Genomic DNA, 16,452 nt, shown 5'->3' on the forward strand with positions numbered 1-16,452 from the left:
TGACAGGCATATGAAAGAAATATTACCATTCTTAGAAACTCCCCATATTAGTAAAGCTTCCTATCATATTAAATGTTCACTTTGTGATTGTCGCGCACTTGTGAAAATATATTATACTCATCAACCACTACAAATAAAAAAGAATAAAAAATTTCGATCATTAGCTTAACACCTGTTCGGGTGCAATAAATAAATCCACAAACCTTTCTAAATGGCTGGAAGGTTTGTGGATTTATTTTTTTTAAAATTATTCCAAGGGCGGCTTTTTATAGATGAACTCATTAGAGAAATGAATTCCTATTTCACCGTAATTTGTAAAATCTCTCCGACTTTTTACTTGTTTTTATGAATTAAATCGAAAAATTTGTCGTTTCGATGTATAATAAGGACTTGCAAAATTCTCTTTATAAGAAGGAGGGCGTTACTCTAATGGAATGGACATTAATTTCGTTATTTGTGGTTTCCGTATTACTGCTAATCTTTTCTATTCTTAAAACAAATCATGCTGCAAAAGTAGAACATAAACAAATTGATTTAGCACATATTTCAACAATGAAGGAAATCAACACGATTCAAGAGTCGATTCGAAATATGGAACTTGACATGGAAGTGGTGATGAAAGAAGCAGGTGTTCAACTTTCTTCTAATGAAAAACTCTTCACGCGTGAAGTACTAGATTTATATAAACGAAATTATTCAGTTGAGAGCATTGCTGAAATGAAACAAGTAACAATAAGTGAAATTGAACAGCTGCTTATACCTTACCAACACTTAAAGGATGAAGGGAGAAAAGTTGCCAATGAGAATTAACTTATTTAGCAGCTTTGCAGCAGGGATTCTACTTACCACAAGTATTTGTAGCGTCGTGTACCTTACGACTGATCATACATCTACAAATATAAAGGTAACGGACAAAACAATAAGCATGCAACCATCTGTAGAAGATATGGAAAAGAAGCTGGTAGCTAAAGGCTACATAGTTCAAAAGAAAGCTGATTATGATAAAAATTTAAAAGCAGCTAAGGATACGACAATAAAGCAGGCAACAACAGAAAACGATAAGCCTTCTAAGACAGTAGTAACCGTTAACGTAACCGAGGGGATGACAAGTATCGATGTAGGAAAAATGCTAGTTCCTGCAAAAATCGTGTCGGATGCATTCGAATTTTCGCAGATCATAGAGCAAAAAGGACTATCTAACAAATTGCGTCCTGGGACATATGTAGTAGATAGTGAAATGACATTTGACCAAGTAGTATCAACTATTTTTAAGTAATAACATCAAATCATACAAATGGAAAGTACTGGGTAGCTACCTAGTGCTTTTTTGAGTTTTAACGGTTTCTAACTAGCTTCAAAAATAGAAAAAATTTAACAATGACATTATCGATGTGATTTCGTTTACATTTCACAAAATGTGACTTATTATTTATTTATAGTGTAATGATATTGTTAAAGTATTTATAATAATAATAACCATTCAAGTTGATATCATCTTCATTCTTTTTAAATCTGTAGTTAAAGAGGAAGTAGAAATATGACCAATAAACGAAAAAAATATAATTTTATTCAGCGCTTAGGACGAGCGTTTAAGTTTAACTTCATAAAACTGCTTCGTTCACCAGGTGGGGCTCGAAAGGTTTCGCTTGGATTTGCCATTGGCTTCGGAATGGAAATGGTTGTTCTTTCCTCTGCTTCACTTATCTATATATTGTTTTTACCTGTTGTTCGACTTGCCAAAGGTTCCTTACCAGCAGCAATTATTGGAAATGTGATTGGAAAACTCACATTTCTCCCCGTACTGCTATTGCCTTTTGCAAAAAAAATCGGAAAAATTCTCTTTCCAATGAAGGTTAAATTAGGCCATAATACTCCATTTTCCTTTCAAAGTTTATTACACGGTGATTTTCGAGGTGTAGTCAGTCTTCTTCATGGAGGAGTTCACGTGTTAATTGGAATGACCATTTTTGGGATCGTCCTTGGTGTGATTTCTTACTTCATTGTTCATTATTTCTACGAAAAAGAAAAAACGAAACGACTAACCAGAATTTTAAATAAACAATCGCTTCGAAAAAATAATCTTGAAAATAATTATATTTGAGAAAAACCATCCTGTAGGGGATGGTTTTTTACAATTTTTCAAATGACTTCAAACCAAATTTCGGTATTATCATCGGGGTCTCCATTGTAATTAACCTTGATTTCTTCTCCTGCCTTTATATCTGTGTAAGCATAAAAGTCAATTGTTTTCTTCTTTTTTCGGAGTTTGTATAAAGCATTTGGTGTATAGGAGTGGTTAAATAAAGAACCATATCCCAATGCTAAAGCACAGTCTTCCCCCCACCAAAATACATAATCCATCAGGATGGTCTTTTTTAAATATTTGTACTCATTCTTAGGAGATATAATGACTGGAGCTACATGAATTAGTTCGCCCTTCTGGATATCCCGGGTTGCAAATATGCCTCTACCGTATTTACACTTCTTCACTTCAAACACTTTTTATACACCACCATCAATTAAACTCTTGTTAGGAAAAATCACGGTAAGATTTTTCTATTAATCTATGCTCACTGAGTTTTATTTGTTTGGGTATTTCAATAACGAATTTTACCCTTTGAAATGTAAAAAGAAAAAAAGCCGTATTCTCATTCGAGAAGACGACCTTTTTAAAAGATATCAAGAATAATAAAAATTAAATATTGAGTAATGGCCAAAAATGCTAAAAATGCGAAATTATATATGCTGAATTTAATGAGGTATTGTTTACTTTCATTCGGATTTGCCTGAATAAACAGTTTATAGGAAATAACACTGGCCAATGAAGCTATTATCGTTCCTAATCCACCCACATTTACACCAAGGAGTAACGGTTTCCAGTCTGTGGAGAATTGTGCAAGAAGAATCGAAGCAGGAACATTACTAATCAGTTGGCTCAACCCAATCGAACTAAAATAGACGGAAGAAGGATCTTTCATGCTGACACTTGCAAAGGACTGTATAGCCATTGTACTGGAAATATTCCCGATAAAAATAAAAAAGCAAACAAATGTAATTAGCAGAAGATAGTCAATTTTTATTATAAGAGTAGCGTTAACAATAAACACTGTACCGAGTGTGATGACAAGTGCGATAGGGTAACTGATAACACCAAATATCGATGCTATTATGATGACTAATACTATTCCCCAAACGATTGCCTTTTTTTGATCTCCAACAGTAACAGGATATAAATCTACTTTTATTTCTTTTGGCTCAAGTCTTTGAAAAAGGAAAAAAAGGGTTCCTATTCCCAGCACAGCAATAAAGGAGACGGACATAAAAAACTGCAGGGGTTTTAAACCGTAAAAAGAATAAATAAACAAATTTTGTGGATTTCCCATTGGTGTTAAGCTGCTGCCAATATTAGCGGCAATGGTTTGTAAAATAATAGTTTCTATCATATTTATTTTGGTCTTTTTACTAATTAAAAGGGTTAAGGGTACAAAAGTAAGTAAAGCAACATCGTTTGTCACTAACATGGAGCTAAAGAAGCAAAATAGAATAAGAATGGCTGAGACACTTTTACTATTTTTACTATTATTCAAGATAGAAATTGCAAATTTGTCTAGTACCTTTAATTCTTCTAAAGCTTTTATAGCAAGCATCAGATTAAACAAACTTATCAAAACATGAAAATTAATATATTCAACTTTGGGTATATGAATGAAACAACTTATAGCTGCTAAGATAAATGAGATGGTAAAAACCAGGTCTTTTTTTAATAGACCAAAATTCAAATTCGGCCATTTTTTCTGCTGAATGACGACAGATTCTTTCACGTGTACACCACCGATTACAATACAATGTTTGTTATATGAAACTTGTAAATTATTTAATATATGTACCTTATCAAATATTAAAAACAACCCATTGACTACAATAAATTCAATTTCTATCCTTGTCAATAATCAGGTGAATAGAAAAAAGCCGTTTCTTTATTGATCACGGCTTTCAATTGGGAACTTACAACAAATCTTCTCTATCAGCAGCTTGTGGTGGCTGTTCCATCCAGCCATTTTCAATCAGGATATTAGCACCATCATCGACAAACAAAGCTATGCTCTTGAGTGAGCGCGCATACAGCAAGCTTATATCTCGTCGCCCATTTACTGCTATTGAATTTCCAAATGCTCTTATTTTCATTGAAAACATATCCACTTTGTGAAAGAGCATGAGTTTGTCTGAAAAAGGAGCAATCTTAGATTCCGTTACCAAATGATCTAAAAGTGATGGAGAGGGTAGGTTATCTTTATGAAGTTTTTCTTTATAACGGGACACTGCTCTATCTGTCATTTCAGTCCCCCGAATAAACAACTGTTTGACTTTTTCGTTTCTGGCAACTTGGCTAAATGCTAGTATCAATGCTTTACTTGTGACATTGTTTTCAATGTTATCGTAAAGGTGAGTGACTTCTAGTGCATGTAGGGGTCTAACTTTACCCATAAACCCATGTAAAAAACTTTGGTCCTTAACAAAGTCCACTTTATCGGGAATGGGAAGAATAGGTGGTTTAATAATTAATCCCTTTGTCATTAATATATCATTTATTTGTGTTAAAAGAGCAACGGTACAATCATTACAATATATAAAAAAATCTCTAATATCCTCACGTAACACTATTGGAAGTGCAACGCTATATATACTCATACCTGCCTTAGCAGCATACTTTATATAATGCACGTAATATTCTTCTTCAAATAGCCGAGGAGCTTTCAAATTAACATCATCTTTTGTAAAACCTTTTGGAATAGGAAAGTTATCTTTATTTAGTATTTGTTCAATTCTTCGCATAAAATCCTCAGTTAAATACAAAGCATTTTCTACTAAGGTCTTAATTAATTCATCCTCAATGTGTTGAAGGAAGTATTGTAATATTTTATTTGACATACTGTTGCCAACGTAAGTTGCCCAAAGTTTGGCCATTTCGGGAGCAGTTAATTTTGCGCTTACTTGTGTTTGAATTGGACGTAAGTTAATTGGTTGAATTGGTTGATTCAATTCCATCTAATATTCCCCTTAGCAATTTTTTCTTAGTTTTTGCTAAGAATTAAAAGTTATGCTAATTTTTCTCAGATAATAAATTAAGGAAAGAGGCTGCCATTATGGCAGCCTCTATCTTGGAAATCACAGCTTATTGCCCTTGTTGATTTCTTAACGTTTGTTCAGCATAAGCGACAAGACGTTTTGTCATTTCACCGCCTACTGAACCGTTTGCTCGTGCGGTCGTATCAGCACCAAGTTGAACTCCAAACTCGCTGGCGATTTCTTCCTTCATTTGATCCAGAACATTCTCTGCACCAGGAACCAAAAGTTTGTTTCTAGCCATGATACATCACTCCCGACGAAGTTTTTTGAGCAATTAAAAATTGCTCGTATTTAATTTAACCGATTAAAAAAAACATAATGGTAGAAAATAATGGTTAATGATGAAAAAGGTAGAAAGAAAGATGTGAATGCATGTTCAAAAGAAAACCAAAATTTCAACTACCAATTGATACTCAGGTAAAGGAAACAACAAAAGATTCCGATCAATCTAATGAAAAGACTGAGTTGAAAAATGCCTTTGAATTAATTAGAACATCCATGAAATCAGATGACTTCGTTCACTACTGTTACCCAGTAATGAACCACCATTACTGGATTTCTTATTATCAAACTATTGTGGATCCAGATGTTTTACATAAAGATATTATGTGTTATTTAGAAAAAGCAAGCGGAAACTCACTAGAAAGTGTAAAATCGGTCATTCCAATAGAGAATATCATTATTACAAGTGATGTAAACACAATAAGAAATAAACTGCATTCAGGGTACGTGGTTATTCAATTAGAAGAGTATGATCCTTCCTGTTTGTTGGTTCAATCAGAATCCCATCAGTCTCGTTCCATTTCCATGCCAGAAGTAGAGTTTTCAGTTGTAGGGCCGAAGGAAGCATTCGTAGAGTCTTTAAATATTAATATCAATTTAGTGAGAAAAAGATTACCTGTTCAGGAATTGACAGTTAAGCAATTTGAAATTGGCAGATTATCAAAAACAAATATTGCTGTCTTGTATGTTGCTGGTATTGCTAATGAGGAAAATGTTAATACGGTAATTCAAAGGGTATCTGAGATTGAATTTGACCAAATTATCGACAGCTCTTTTATTACTCAGATTATTTCAGATAATCATAAATCATTATTTCCACAATTAGTTGATACAGAAAGACCCGATCGTGTAGTTGCCGTATTGGCTGAGGGAAAGGTAGTCATTATTGTTGATGGCTCACCACATGCTTTAATTGGACCCACTTCTTTAGTGGAATTCTTCTCAGCCTTCGAGGATTATTATCTAAATCCATTAATTGCGTCAACTTTTCGAATCATTCGTTTATTTGCAGTAAGTTTCTCCATCTTAGTTACTCCTATCTATGTGGCGGCGTTGACCTTTCATTATGAATTGATACCAAAGGATCTAATGGGAACACTTATTACTTCAAGAAGAGGAGTTCCACTCCCACCTATATTAGAGGCTGTTTTTCTCGAATTAACGATTGAACTATTAAGAGAAGCAGGTGCAAGGCTTCCAACAAAGGTAGGACAAACAATTGGTATCGTGGGAGGGATTGTTATTGGGACCGCTTCAGTTGAAGCTGGTTTAACTAGTAATGTCCTTCTGATTATTGTTGCTCTGGCTGCCCTTGCATCTTTTACGACTCCTGTTTATCAAATGGGTAACACGATTCGGTTACTTCGTTTTCCATTTCTATTATTTGCGAATATATATGGAATGCTAGGTGTGGTCATTTGTTTTTGTTATATGTTAACCCATTTACTTAGATTAACTTCATTAGGGAGACCCTTTCTGGAGCCGTTATATCCTAGTCGTTTACAAGATCTAAAGGATGCTATCTTTAGGTTTCCATTCTCATCAAGTCCTAAGAGACCTATGAAACTTCAAACGGAAAATCCATTACGGTTTAATCCCAAAAAAGCAAAAGAAAATAAAGATGTTGATGAGTGATTGGTGTGAAAATAATGCAATCAACTGTTGAAGAAAGGTTCCAGGTATCACCGTATTTAGTTTTTTTCTTAGTCCATTCCATTCAAATTGGAGTGGGGATTCTTACATTTCAATCTGAAATAGTAAGATGGGCTGGTAATGACGCTTGGATTTCTATTTTACTAACTGGTACGCTTATACACGTTTTGGTTTGGATGATGTTTCACGTGTTAAATAAAGAGGGTACGGATGTTTTAGCCATTAATCAAAAAATTTTTGGTAAATGGATTGGTAACTTATTGAATATTGCCATACTGCTTTATTTTCTTTTAATTGCTATTGTGGTTATCAGAGTTTATTTTGAAGTCATTCAGGTTTGGATGTTTCCAAGAATTAGTTTATTTTCATTATGCTTGTTTTTTCTACCACTCCTTTACTACATAGTAGAAGGTGGTTTTAGAATAGTGACTGGTATTTGTTTTTTTGGAGTCATGCTGCCTTTATATTTAGTTTTGACTTTATTGTTTCCATTACAATTTGCGCATGGTGAAAACTTACTTCCTATTTGGAACCATTCGATTAAGGAAATCTTGTTATCATCGAAAGGGATGGTTATTAGCTATATAGGGTTTTCCACCCTATTTATTTATTATCCTTTTATTAAAGAACCAAAAAAATCGCAGAAATGGGCACAATTTGGTATTGCATTTAGTACGTTTCTTTATTTATCCACTTATCTTGTCACCATCGTATTTTATAGTGAAGAACAATTAATATCGAATCTTTGGCCGACGTTAGGTTTGTGGAAAATTATGAAAATGCCTTTTGTCGAACGCTTTGAATATATAGGAATCAGTTCATGGGCTTTAGTGATCCTCCCTAACATTACCTTAGCTTTATGGTGTTTTATGAGAGGAATGAAACGGATTTTTGGTGTGAAACAGCGAATCATTTTGCTGATTGCTTTAATGATCATATTAAGTATGGTGACATTAATAAAAGGGTATAACCAAATACGACAACTAAGTGAGATACTATCATATGGAGGATATATCATGATGGGAGGATACATACCATTCATTTTTATCAGTCACTTTATTTATAGCAAGGTGAAAAAACAAAATGAATAAAAATCACTTACTCATATTTTACTTTATCATTCTATTGGTAGTAACAGGTTGTTCGTCAGAACAGAATATCATTGATGATATCGATTTAGTGACAGCTGTTGGCTATGACTATATTGATGAAAATCACGTAAGAGGAACCGTGTCTATTCCTATTTTTAAGCCTGATAAATCTATTACTAGCGGAACATATTCAAATATCTCAACTTTGCTACGAGAAAATCGTGCAAAGCTGGATTCCGAATCTAATAAACCATTATTAAGCGGAAGACTAGAGATTGCCTTATATAATGAAGAGCTTGCCAAGCATGGAATATATGATTACCTCGATTACCTTAATAGAGACCCTAGTGTCGGTTCACAAGTTTTTCTTGCAGTGGTTGAGGGAAATGCAAAAGATTATCTTACAAAAAAATACAAAACACAGGATACAGGCATCTATATTTCCGGTATCCTTGAGAAAAATATTAAAGGAGGGACCATTCCCAAGACAAATTTACATCAGATGCTCTATAAGTATTATTCAAAAGGTGCTGATTTGTTTCTACCTCGATTAGTATTAACTGATGATAAAGTAAAGATTAACGGAATAGCTCTATTCAAGGGAGATAAATACGTTGGTAAAATCTCGTTTAAAGAACTTTTTGCCTTTAAAACTCTTGTTGAAGACTATAAATTTGGAATATTACCACTGCATGTTCAAAAATTCTCAGCAGATCTAGAAAATATAAAATCAAAAAGACATTATCAGGTGGATAACACAGGTTCGATTCCAAAAGTAAACATTGATATTAAGGTAGAAGGAGTAATTAGGGAATATAAAGGAACAAAAATGAATCACCAAGTTATACAAAGATTGGAGAATCAATTTGAGAAGCGGTTAAATAAAGATTATCAACACATTATTTCAAGGACTCAAGCATTAAAAGTTGATTCCCTTGGTATTGGAGATATCTTAAATAGTCGAATAAGAAACTTTGATTTTAAAAGATACAAGGATTACTATCCAGACATGAGCATCGAAGCAAAGGTAAAAGTCAACATTACTGAGTATGGAGTTACACAATAAAAAAAACTTAATCATATTCTATTCAATCTGGGAAAAGGTAACTATAAATATGATTGGAGGGAATGGCATGATTAATCAAAATACTTCAAATAGTACCTTTCCTATAATTAACCCTGGCCTTTCAAGCTACGTGGATTCAAAATTAAATGAAGATCGCTATGATGTTTATGTAAACGATAATTTCGTTGGACACAAAGCATTAAAGACACAAGGAGAAGAACTGTCAGATATTGATGACTTTTTACGTAACCAAGGTTTCAATAGTTTCTCCTCTTCATTAGACGGAGACCACTATACTATTCAAGCGAAGGAAAAAGTGGACGATATTGCAAACGCATTGTCCATTTATTTTCAAAATCGCTAATATGGTTAATTTCCGCGCTCTAAACACTAGGTCCTAATGATACCTGGTGTTTTTAAATTTACTATTACATAACCATTTGTTTTGAAGGTAAATTCTAGTAACTTTTGTTAAAATAACATAAAAAGGAGGGTTTTCATGAAATATAATTTTGATGAAATCGTCAACCGCAGAGGTACATATTCCGTTAAATGGGATGGTGGTGAGTTAATTAAAAAGATGGGCCTAACGGAGAGGTATGATGAAAACACCATTCCATTATTTACAGCTGACATGGATTTACCCGTACCTCAACCATTAATCGACGCTTTACATAAGACGGTAGACCATCGAATATTTGGTTATTCCATTTTTCCTAATGAGTATTTTGAAGCGATTCAACATTGGTTCAAAAAGAGGCATGATTGGGAAATTCAGAAGGAAGACATCCTCTTTAGCCCTGGTACCGTGCATGCACTGACTGTTGCTGTAAGGGCATTTACCCAGCCTGGCGATGGGATAATTATTCAACGTCCGGTTTACCCTCCATTTACATCCGCCATTGAAGCAAATGGCAGAGAACTATTAAACAACGCTCTTATATGTAATGAAGACGGCTATTATCAAATTGATTTTGCAGATTTTGAAGAAAAAGCAAAAGATGAAAAGACAAAAATGTTTATTTTGTGTAATCCACAAAATCCAACAGGAAGAATCTTTAACAAGGATGAACTTAGAAGATTATCGGAGATTTGTCAAAAAAATAATGTGCTTATTATTGCAGATGAAATTCACGGAGATCTAACTCGATGCAATCAAACATTTATTCCTATTGCAAAAGCTTCTGATCAGCAGGGGCATATTATTACTTTTACTGCCATCAACAAAACGTTTAATGTTGCAGGACTTCATTGTACGAACGTCATAATATCCGATTCAGAACATAGGAAAACATTCGGTAGTGTTATGGGCATGCATTTACCATCCCCATTCACTGTGTCAGCCCTTATAGCGGTTTATCATGAGGGGGAAGATTGGTTAGAGCAATTGAAGGAATATATTGATGGCACGATGGAGTGGGTAGTGGATTTCTTGGCCGAAAGAATGCCGATGGTAAAAGTGAGAATTCCTGAAGGAACCTATATCATGTGGATGGATTTTAGCGGTTATGGATTAACACCAGAAGAAGTTCATGATCGTATCTATAATAAAGCAAATGTCTTACTTGAAGACGGTAAAATGTTTGGAGATGAAGGTTTGCATTTCCAACGAATTTGCATCCCTTCACCTAGACCGATTATAAAAGAAGCATTCGAACGAATCGCACGGGAATTTGAAGATTTAAAGTAAGATTCTTCTGTTTCTGGCTGTAACAAATGTATGATGTTTCAATCCCGAGGGAATAGTATTCTTGATTGTTAAGCAACATTGATCAAGATGAAGCGTGGTGTGGGTAATGATCGAATTTCCTAAAAACCTCTATTGTGAACTGTGTGGAAAAGAAACTGAGCACAGCGTAAGGGAAGATGCATTAGAAATAGAATATATTTGTAGTGAATGCAAGAGAGAACAAAATATCATTAAGTCTTTCTTTTAAAGTGAAGTGAGTATTCAATTCAATGTGAACGTGGAATAATTACCCTAAGCTGATGGTTATTCCTAAAAAAATGCCTGGCAGTTTAATCTGACTGTCAGGTGTTTCTATGTTTATTCTTGCGTTTAACTTTGAAAAGTAGTTTTTTTTGGTAGAATACTACATAATGTCATAAATATATTGAGAAAGGTGATTTATTCTGAAAATAATTGTCATTGGTGCAGGGATTCTCGGTGCGTCTACCGCGTATCACTTAACAAAACTTGGTGTAGAAGTCACGCTAGTGGATCGCGGTGATGTAGGTCAAGCAACGGATGCAGCAGCAGGGATTGTTTGTCCATGGCTGTCACAACGGCGGAATAAAGCTTGGTATCAGCTGGTAAAAGGTGGGGCTCGGTATTATCCTGAATTAATTGCTCAGCTAGAGGCAGACGGGGAAAAAGAGACAGGATATAAACGTGTTGGAGCAATTAGTCTTCATTCCGACATAAATAAGCTCGAACAAATGGCAGAACGAGCGCTGAAACGTCGAGAGGAAGCACCTGAAATAGGTGATATTACGATATTATCGCCAGCAGAAACAAAACAACTTTTCCCACCTCTGTCAGAGGAATTTGGGTCTGTACATGTAAGTGGAGGGGCGCGTGTAAATGGAAGAGCATTGCGTGAATCATTAATACGATCATCAATAAAACATGGAGTAACCTTTTTAAGAGGCGATGCGTCTATAGTTAAAGAGGAAACCCGAGTCATGGGTATCAAGGTGGGGTCTGAAAAAATTTTGGCAGACCTTGTTATCGTCACTGCTGGTGCATGGTCTAAAGAGCTGCTACGTCCTTTCGGGGTTCAGTTTTTAGTTACTCCACAAAAAGCACAAATTGTGCATCTTGAATTACCCAAATTAAATACGAGCCAATGGCCCGTCGTAATCCCCCCAAGTAACCATTACATATTAACCTTTGAGGATGGGCGTGTGGTGGTAGGTTCTACTCATGAAAATGAAGCTGGATTCGACACCCGAATTACGCCAGGTGGAATATATGAAATTTTAAGTAAGGCTTTAGAAGTGGCTCCTGGGTTATCGGAAAGTACTTATATAGAAACAAGAGTAGGTTTCCGACCGTTCACCCCTGGTTTTTTACCTGTAGTTGGAGCCTTGCCTAACTTTGATGGAATATATCTTGCTAATGGTTTAGGGGCATCCGGTTTAACAAGTGGACCGTATCTCGGGGCAGAACTGGCCAAGCTTGTCTTAGGAAGACGAACGGAACTAGACATAGGTAGCTATGATCTAGCAGCTGCAATCTCCACTATAGAATAAGTAAAAGCACCCAATTGGGTGCTTTATAAATGGATTGGTCCTATTCTAGGTGTTGGAAATTAGTATGGGTACGGATATGGGTAAGGATATGCAGGGTAGGTAGGATACGCTGGATATGCTGGTACTGGGTATCCAACAGGTGTGCCGGCTGCTGCACCAAGTGCTAAGCCTGTAAGAGCACCTGTTGCAAATCCAGGATAGAATCCACCGCCACCATAGCCCCAACCACCATGTCCATAGCCCCAGCCACCATGACCGTGATAATGTCCATGACCGTGATAATGTCCATGACCGTCATAATGTCCATGACCTTGCCCCCAACCGCCATGTCCATGTCCATGACCGCCATGAACGGGTCTATAAGTGTTAATTATATTCATATTCGTATTCATATTAACCACCTTTTAAATTCATATTTGTTGATGCAATATCATATGGGTGAATGTATAAAAAGGTCTTATTTTTTTAAAAAAACTTCTAACTAAGGAATAATGTAAAAGGATGTATGAGCATGAATGAGCAAATCAAAAAGATAGTGAGTAAGATTCCCAAACTTGAGGAAGGGAAGCGATTTATTATAGGAATAGATGGACTAAGTCGCTCTGGAAAGACCACTTTAGTAAAACATCTAAGCCATATGCTAACAGAAGAAAAGCTACCTTTTTATGTGTTTTATATAGATAATCATATTGTCGAAAGGAACAGGAGATACAATACAGGTCATGAAGAGTGGTTCGAATATTATCAATTACAATGGGATATTCAGGGGTTGAGGGATCAACTTTTTGAAAAAATAAAAGGTTCTCAATCATTTAATCTTTCATTCTATCAAGATGAATCAGATACGCAAATGACCAAACAGATTACCCTTCCCGATTCGTGTGTCGTCATCATTGAGGGCGTTTTTCTACAGCGGAAAGAATGGAGTAATTATTATGATTTTCTACTCTATTTAGATTGCCCTAGGGAAAAAAGATTTCTTAGAGAAAGTCAGGAGACCCAAAAGAAAATATTAAAGTTCCAAAATAGATACTGGTTAGCTGAGAATTTTTATCTAGAAACAGAACGACCTTTAGATGGAGCTCATATAGTTCTACATGGTTAATTGATTATTGTTCCATGGATTGAGGTTTGGAGGTTGAGAAATACATGTTTTTTTATATCTACCATCAATGTAAGTTAGTTGACGTTAATGGTAGGTATAAATTAAACTTTAATAAAAGGGGGTTTAAATAAAAGTGCCTGTTAAAAAGTCTGTAAATATAGAATATTTAATATCGGACCTTGTAGAGGAGTTTGGCATTAGTCAACGTACAATCCGTTATTATGAAGAATTAGGGTTAATTCATCCAAGGAGGACTGCTGGGAATCATCGCGTCTACACTAAAAGGGATAGGGCCCGTATTATAATGATTTTGAGGGGAAAGCATTTAGGTTTCTCCTTACAGGAAGCAGCAACTCTTATTAATTTATATGACTTAGACCCTACTCAAATTAAACAGTATAGCGAAGGGATTAAATTAGCGTATCTACATTTAAAGGAGGTGCAGGAACGAAAGAAAGAGTTGGATCTGCTTGAGAAGGATTTATATGATGCCATTACTGAGGCTGAAGGGATCTATCAATTTTTAAAACAAAAGGAGGAAAATGATGTCTAAAAAGGTTGTAGTGGAACACCTAGACGGAGTAGCTATAATAACTGTTAATCGACCAGAAAAACATAACTGTATTGATGGTGAAACAGCACAATTACTTTATGAAGCTTGGGTAAATTTCCGAGACGATGACAAGGCAAAGGTGGCTATTTTAACAGGCAGTGGTTCATCGTTTAGCTCAGGTGCTGATTTAAAAGCAATTGATACCTTAGGTCCCCAAAATCAATATGATCCGGATTTTGTTTATGGTGGGAAAGGGTATTTAGGATTTACAAGAATAACAGATTTATTTAAACCAACGATTGCTGCTGTTAATGGCTACTGTTTTGCTGGGGGTCTGGAAATGGCAGCTTGGTGTGATATTCGAATTGCAGCAACGAATGCAGAGTTTGGTTGTCTGGAGAGACGATGGAATGTCCCGTTGGTAGACGGAGGCACACAGCGAATCCCAAGGATTGTTGGCTGGGGTCGAGGGATGGATTTAATTTTAACAGGAAGAAAAATCGATGCTGTTACCGCATTGGATTGGGGGTTGGTGACAGAAGTTGTGGAGCCTGGTAATCTATTAAATCGTGCTTTAGAATTAGCACAACAAATGGCCTCTTATCCGCAAGGGTCACTAAGGTCCGATAAGCAAGCAGCTGTAAGAGGTTGGGGCCTTCCACTTGAAGAAGCGTTACGAATAGAATGTCAGTTAGGAATGCCACATACTAGAAGTGAGGAAACGAGGCAAGGATTAACTAATTTTATCAATCGAAAGGGGTAAAAGGATGATTGCTGCTGAGTTGATTAAAAGAGGGGCTAAGTACTATGCAAAAGAAACAGCAGTTATATACAAAGACCAGAAACTAACGTTTGAAGAAGTTCATAAAAATTCAAACCGCTTGGCTAATGCTCTTTTTAAATTAGGTTTAAAAAAAGGGAATCGTATTTCATTTTTGCTGGCTAATTCTATTCATAGTGTGGAAATTGACTTTGCCATGTTAAAGTCTGGGTTGGTACGAGTTCCTCTTAATACAAGGCTTTCCGAAGAAGAACAATTTCATATGATTATGGAAACAGATTCAAAGGCAATTCTTTTTACAGAAGAATTTGCCGACCGTGTAGGGAGCTTAAGAGAAAGACTTTCAAATGTATCATTGTTTTGCCAAGTGGACGGTATCCCAAAGTATGAATGGATCATACCTATTTACTCAAAAATGAAAACGGTTACAGATGAAGATCCAATTGTTCCGTTATCAGAAGAAGATTTTGCAACCCTCCAATATACATCAGGTACCACCGGTAAGCTAAAGGCAGCTATTCATACACAAGGATCCTGGGCAGCGATTGCAACGAATATCCTGTCAACACTCACCATTGAAAAAGGTGACATTATGATGCATGCTGCACCACTTACACATGCGTCAGGAACACTTGTCCTACCACATTGGATTCGAGGCGCAGCAAATGCCATTCTTCCAACTTTTCATCCTCTAGAATATCTACAAGCAGTTGAATCGATTAAACCAACAACTCTCAACTTAGTTCCAACCATGATAGTTATGCTGTTGTCACATCCGGAAGTAGAAAAATATTCATTTAATTCTGTTCGAAGTTTAATTTATGGTGCATCCCCAATGCCTCGGGAAGCGTTGAAAAGAGGGCTTGAATTATGGGGCCCAAAATTTATTCAATATTTCGGTCAAACGGAAGCGCCTCTCATTCTATCTATCTTACCGGTAGAGGATCATGTTTTAGCACTTAAAAATCCCAAGTATTACGACAGGCTATTATCATGTGGAAGACCGACAGCTACAACCGAAGTGAAAATTGTCGATGAGAATGGGAAACAAGTAGCTGTAGGGGAAATCGGTGAGATTATTGTGTCTTCGAGTCAAGCGATGACTGGTTATTGGAAGGAAGATGAATTGACCGCAGAAACAATAAAAGGAAAGTGGGTCTATACCCGTGATATGGGCTACATTGACCAAGAAGGCTATCTATATTTAGTAGACCGTAAGTCTGATATGATTATTAGCGGTGGATTTAACATTTATCCAAGAGAAGTGGAGGAAGTCTTATATCAACACCCAGCAGTAATGGAAGCTGCTATTGTTGGAGTGCCTGATGAAACATGGGTGGAAAGTGTAAAGGCCTTCGTTGTGTTAAAAGAGGGACAACAGGTTTCAGAAAATGAGCTGATTGATTATTGCAAGGCACATCTCGCCTCTTATAAAAAACCTAAAAATGTCGAGTTTATAGATAGTTTGCCTAAAAGTGCAGTAGGGAAAGTAGTTAGAAGAATGCTCAGGAAAGAAGAGTTGAGGAAGTAAATGAAGCT

18 protein-coding genes are annotated in these 16,452 nt (G+C 35.8%); 13 read left to right on the forward strand and 5 right to left on the reverse strand.

Going from position 1 to position 16,452, the window contains the following annotated elements; translation table 11 throughout:
* The first annotated feature begins 429 nt into the window (after nucleotides 1–429).
* From AA0X95_RS14835 to AA0X95_RS14845, 3 genes are all read left to right on the forward strand, one after another.
* On the forward strand, nucleotides 430–810 hold the full coding sequence (locus AA0X95_RS14835) for a hypothetical protein (protein ID WP_335531844.1): 381 nt from the start codon (nucleotides 430–432) through the stop codon (nucleotides 808–810).
* Nucleotides 800–1,276 carry an aminodeoxychorismate lyase gene (locus tag AA0X95_RS14840; RefSeq protein WP_413299077.1) on the forward strand — a complete coding sequence of 159 codons (477 nt, stop codon included), beginning with the start codon at nucleotides 800–802 and terminating at the stop codon, nucleotides 1,274–1,276. Before AA0X95_RS14835 ends, AA0X95_RS14840 begins: the two co-directional genes overlap by 11 nt.
* Before the next feature lie 261 nt (nucleotides 1,277–1,537).
* Nucleotides 1,538–2,101, forward strand: coding sequence for a DUF2062 domain-containing protein (locus AA0X95_RS14845; RefSeq protein WP_413299079.1), 564 nt, complete (start codon nucleotides 1,538–1,540; stop codon nucleotides 2,099–2,101).
* A 38-nt stretch (nucleotides 2,102–2,139) separates the two neighbouring features.
* On the opposite strand, the gene AA0X95_RS14850 is transcribed toward AA0X95_RS14845, so the two are convergent.
* The 4 genes from AA0X95_RS14850 to AA0X95_RS14865 all read right to left on the reverse strand — a co-directional run bounded on the left by AA0X95_RS14850 (nucleotide 2,140) and on the right by AA0X95_RS14865 (nucleotide 5,368).
* Nucleotides 2,140–2,499 carry an SET domain-containing protein gene (locus tag AA0X95_RS14850; RefSeq protein WP_413299081.1) on the reverse strand — a complete coding sequence of 120 codons (360 nt, stop codon included), beginning with the start codon at nucleotides 2,497–2,499 and terminating at the stop codon, nucleotides 2,140–2,142.
* A gap of 170 nt (nucleotides 2,500–2,669) precedes the next feature.
* Nucleotides 2,670–3,821 carry an SLC13 family permease gene (locus AA0X95_RS14855; protein ID WP_413299083.1) on the reverse strand — a complete coding sequence of 384 codons (1,152 nt, stop codon included), beginning with the start codon at nucleotides 3,819–3,821 and terminating at the stop codon, nucleotides 2,670–2,672.
* Between the two features lie 184 nt (nucleotides 3,822–4,005).
* Entirely contained in the window at nucleotides 4,006–5,046 is a 1,041-nt protein-coding gene (locus AA0X95_RS14860; RefSeq protein WP_413299085.1) for a DUF3231 family protein, read from the reverse strand.
* A gap of 127 nt (nucleotides 5,047–5,173) precedes the next feature.
* Nucleotides 5,174–5,368, reverse strand: coding sequence for an alpha/beta-type small acid-soluble spore protein (locus AA0X95_RS14865; protein ID WP_308083890.1), 195 nt, complete (start codon nucleotides 5,366–5,368; stop codon nucleotides 5,174–5,176).
* 257 nt (nucleotides 5,369–5,625) lie between these two features.
* Here AA0X95_RS14865 and AA0X95_RS14870 point away from each other — a divergent pair, with 257 nt between their 5' ends.
* The 6 genes from AA0X95_RS14870 (at nucleotide 5,626) to AA0X95_RS14895 (ending at nucleotide 12,474) form a co-directional block, all read left to right on the forward strand.
* A complete protein-coding gene (locus tag AA0X95_RS14870; RefSeq protein WP_413310049.1) occupies nucleotides 5,626–7,044 on the forward strand; it encodes a spore germination protein in 1,419 nt (472 codons plus the stop codon).
* Nucleotides 7,045–7,058: 14 nt separating this feature from the next.
* Nucleotides 7,059–8,153 (forward strand): GerAB/ArcD/ProY family transporter, encoded by a 1,095-nt coding sequence (locus AA0X95_RS14875; RefSeq protein ID WP_413310051.1) that lies wholly within the window; start codon nucleotides 7,059–7,061, stop codon nucleotides 8,151–8,153.
* Complete coding sequence (locus AA0X95_RS14880; RefSeq protein WP_413299087.1) at nucleotides 8,146–9,219, forward strand: Ger(x)C family spore germination protein; 1,074 nt, start codon at nucleotides 8,146–8,148, stop codon at nucleotides 9,217–9,219. Before AA0X95_RS14875 ends, AA0X95_RS14880 begins: the two co-directional genes overlap by 8 nt.
* A 67-nt stretch (nucleotides 9,220–9,286) precedes the next feature.
* Nucleotides 9,287–9,583 carry a hypothetical protein gene (locus AA0X95_RS14885; protein ID WP_413299089.1) on the forward strand — a complete coding sequence of 99 codons (297 nt, stop codon included), beginning with the start codon at nucleotides 9,287–9,289 and terminating at the stop codon, nucleotides 9,581–9,583.
* Between the two features lie 135 nt (nucleotides 9,584–9,718).
* Nucleotides 9,719–10,909, forward strand: coding sequence for a MalY/PatB family protein (locus AA0X95_RS14890; RefSeq protein ID WP_413299091.1), 1,191 nt, complete (start codon nucleotides 9,719–9,721; stop codon nucleotides 10,907–10,909).
* 440 nt (nucleotides 10,910–11,349) lie between these two features.
* Nucleotides 11,350–12,474, forward strand: coding sequence for an NAD(P)/FAD-dependent oxidoreductase (locus AA0X95_RS14895; RefSeq protein WP_413310053.1), 1,125 nt, complete (start codon nucleotides 11,350–11,352; stop codon nucleotides 12,472–12,474).
* A 59-nt stretch (nucleotides 12,475–12,533) separates the two neighbouring features.
* Here the strand turns inward: AA0X95_RS14895 and AA0X95_RS14900 are convergent, their stop codons facing one another.
* Complete coding sequence (locus AA0X95_RS14900) at nucleotides 12,534–12,866, reverse strand: hypothetical protein (protein WP_413299093.1); 333 nt, start codon at nucleotides 12,864–12,866, stop codon at nucleotides 12,534–12,536.
* Nucleotides 12,867–12,979: 113 nt separating this feature from the next.
* Here AA0X95_RS14900 and AA0X95_RS14905 point away from each other — a divergent pair, with 113 nt between their 5' ends.
* From AA0X95_RS14905 to AA0X95_RS14920, 4 genes are all read left to right on the forward strand, one after another.
* Nucleotides 12,980–13,579: a kinase gene (locus tag AA0X95_RS14905; protein ID WP_413299095.1), complete on the forward strand. Its 600-nt coding sequence runs from the start codon at nucleotides 12,980–12,982 to the stop codon at nucleotides 13,577–13,579.
* Nucleotides 13,580–13,712: 133 nt separating this feature from the next.
* Entirely contained in the window at nucleotides 13,713–14,132 is a 420-nt protein-coding gene (locus AA0X95_RS14910; RefSeq protein ID WP_413299097.1) for a MerR family transcriptional regulator, read from the forward strand.
* A complete protein-coding gene (locus tag AA0X95_RS14915; RefSeq protein ID WP_413299099.1) occupies nucleotides 14,125–14,895 on the forward strand; it encodes an enoyl-CoA hydratase-related protein in 771 nt (256 codons plus the stop codon). Before AA0X95_RS14910 ends, AA0X95_RS14915 begins: the two co-directional genes overlap by 8 nt.
* Nucleotides 14,896–14,899: 4 nt before the next feature.
* Nucleotides 14,900–16,444 carry a class I adenylate-forming enzyme family protein gene (locus tag AA0X95_RS14920; RefSeq protein WP_413299101.1) on the forward strand — a complete coding sequence of 515 codons (1,545 nt, stop codon included), beginning with the start codon at nucleotides 14,900–14,902 and terminating at the stop codon, nucleotides 16,442–16,444.
* Nucleotides 16,445–16,452: the final 8 nt, after the last annotated feature.

This window comes from Neobacillus phoenicis (assembly GCF_047302305.1).
GTDB lineage: Bacteria > Bacillota > Bacilli > Bacillales > Cytobacillaceae > Neobacillus.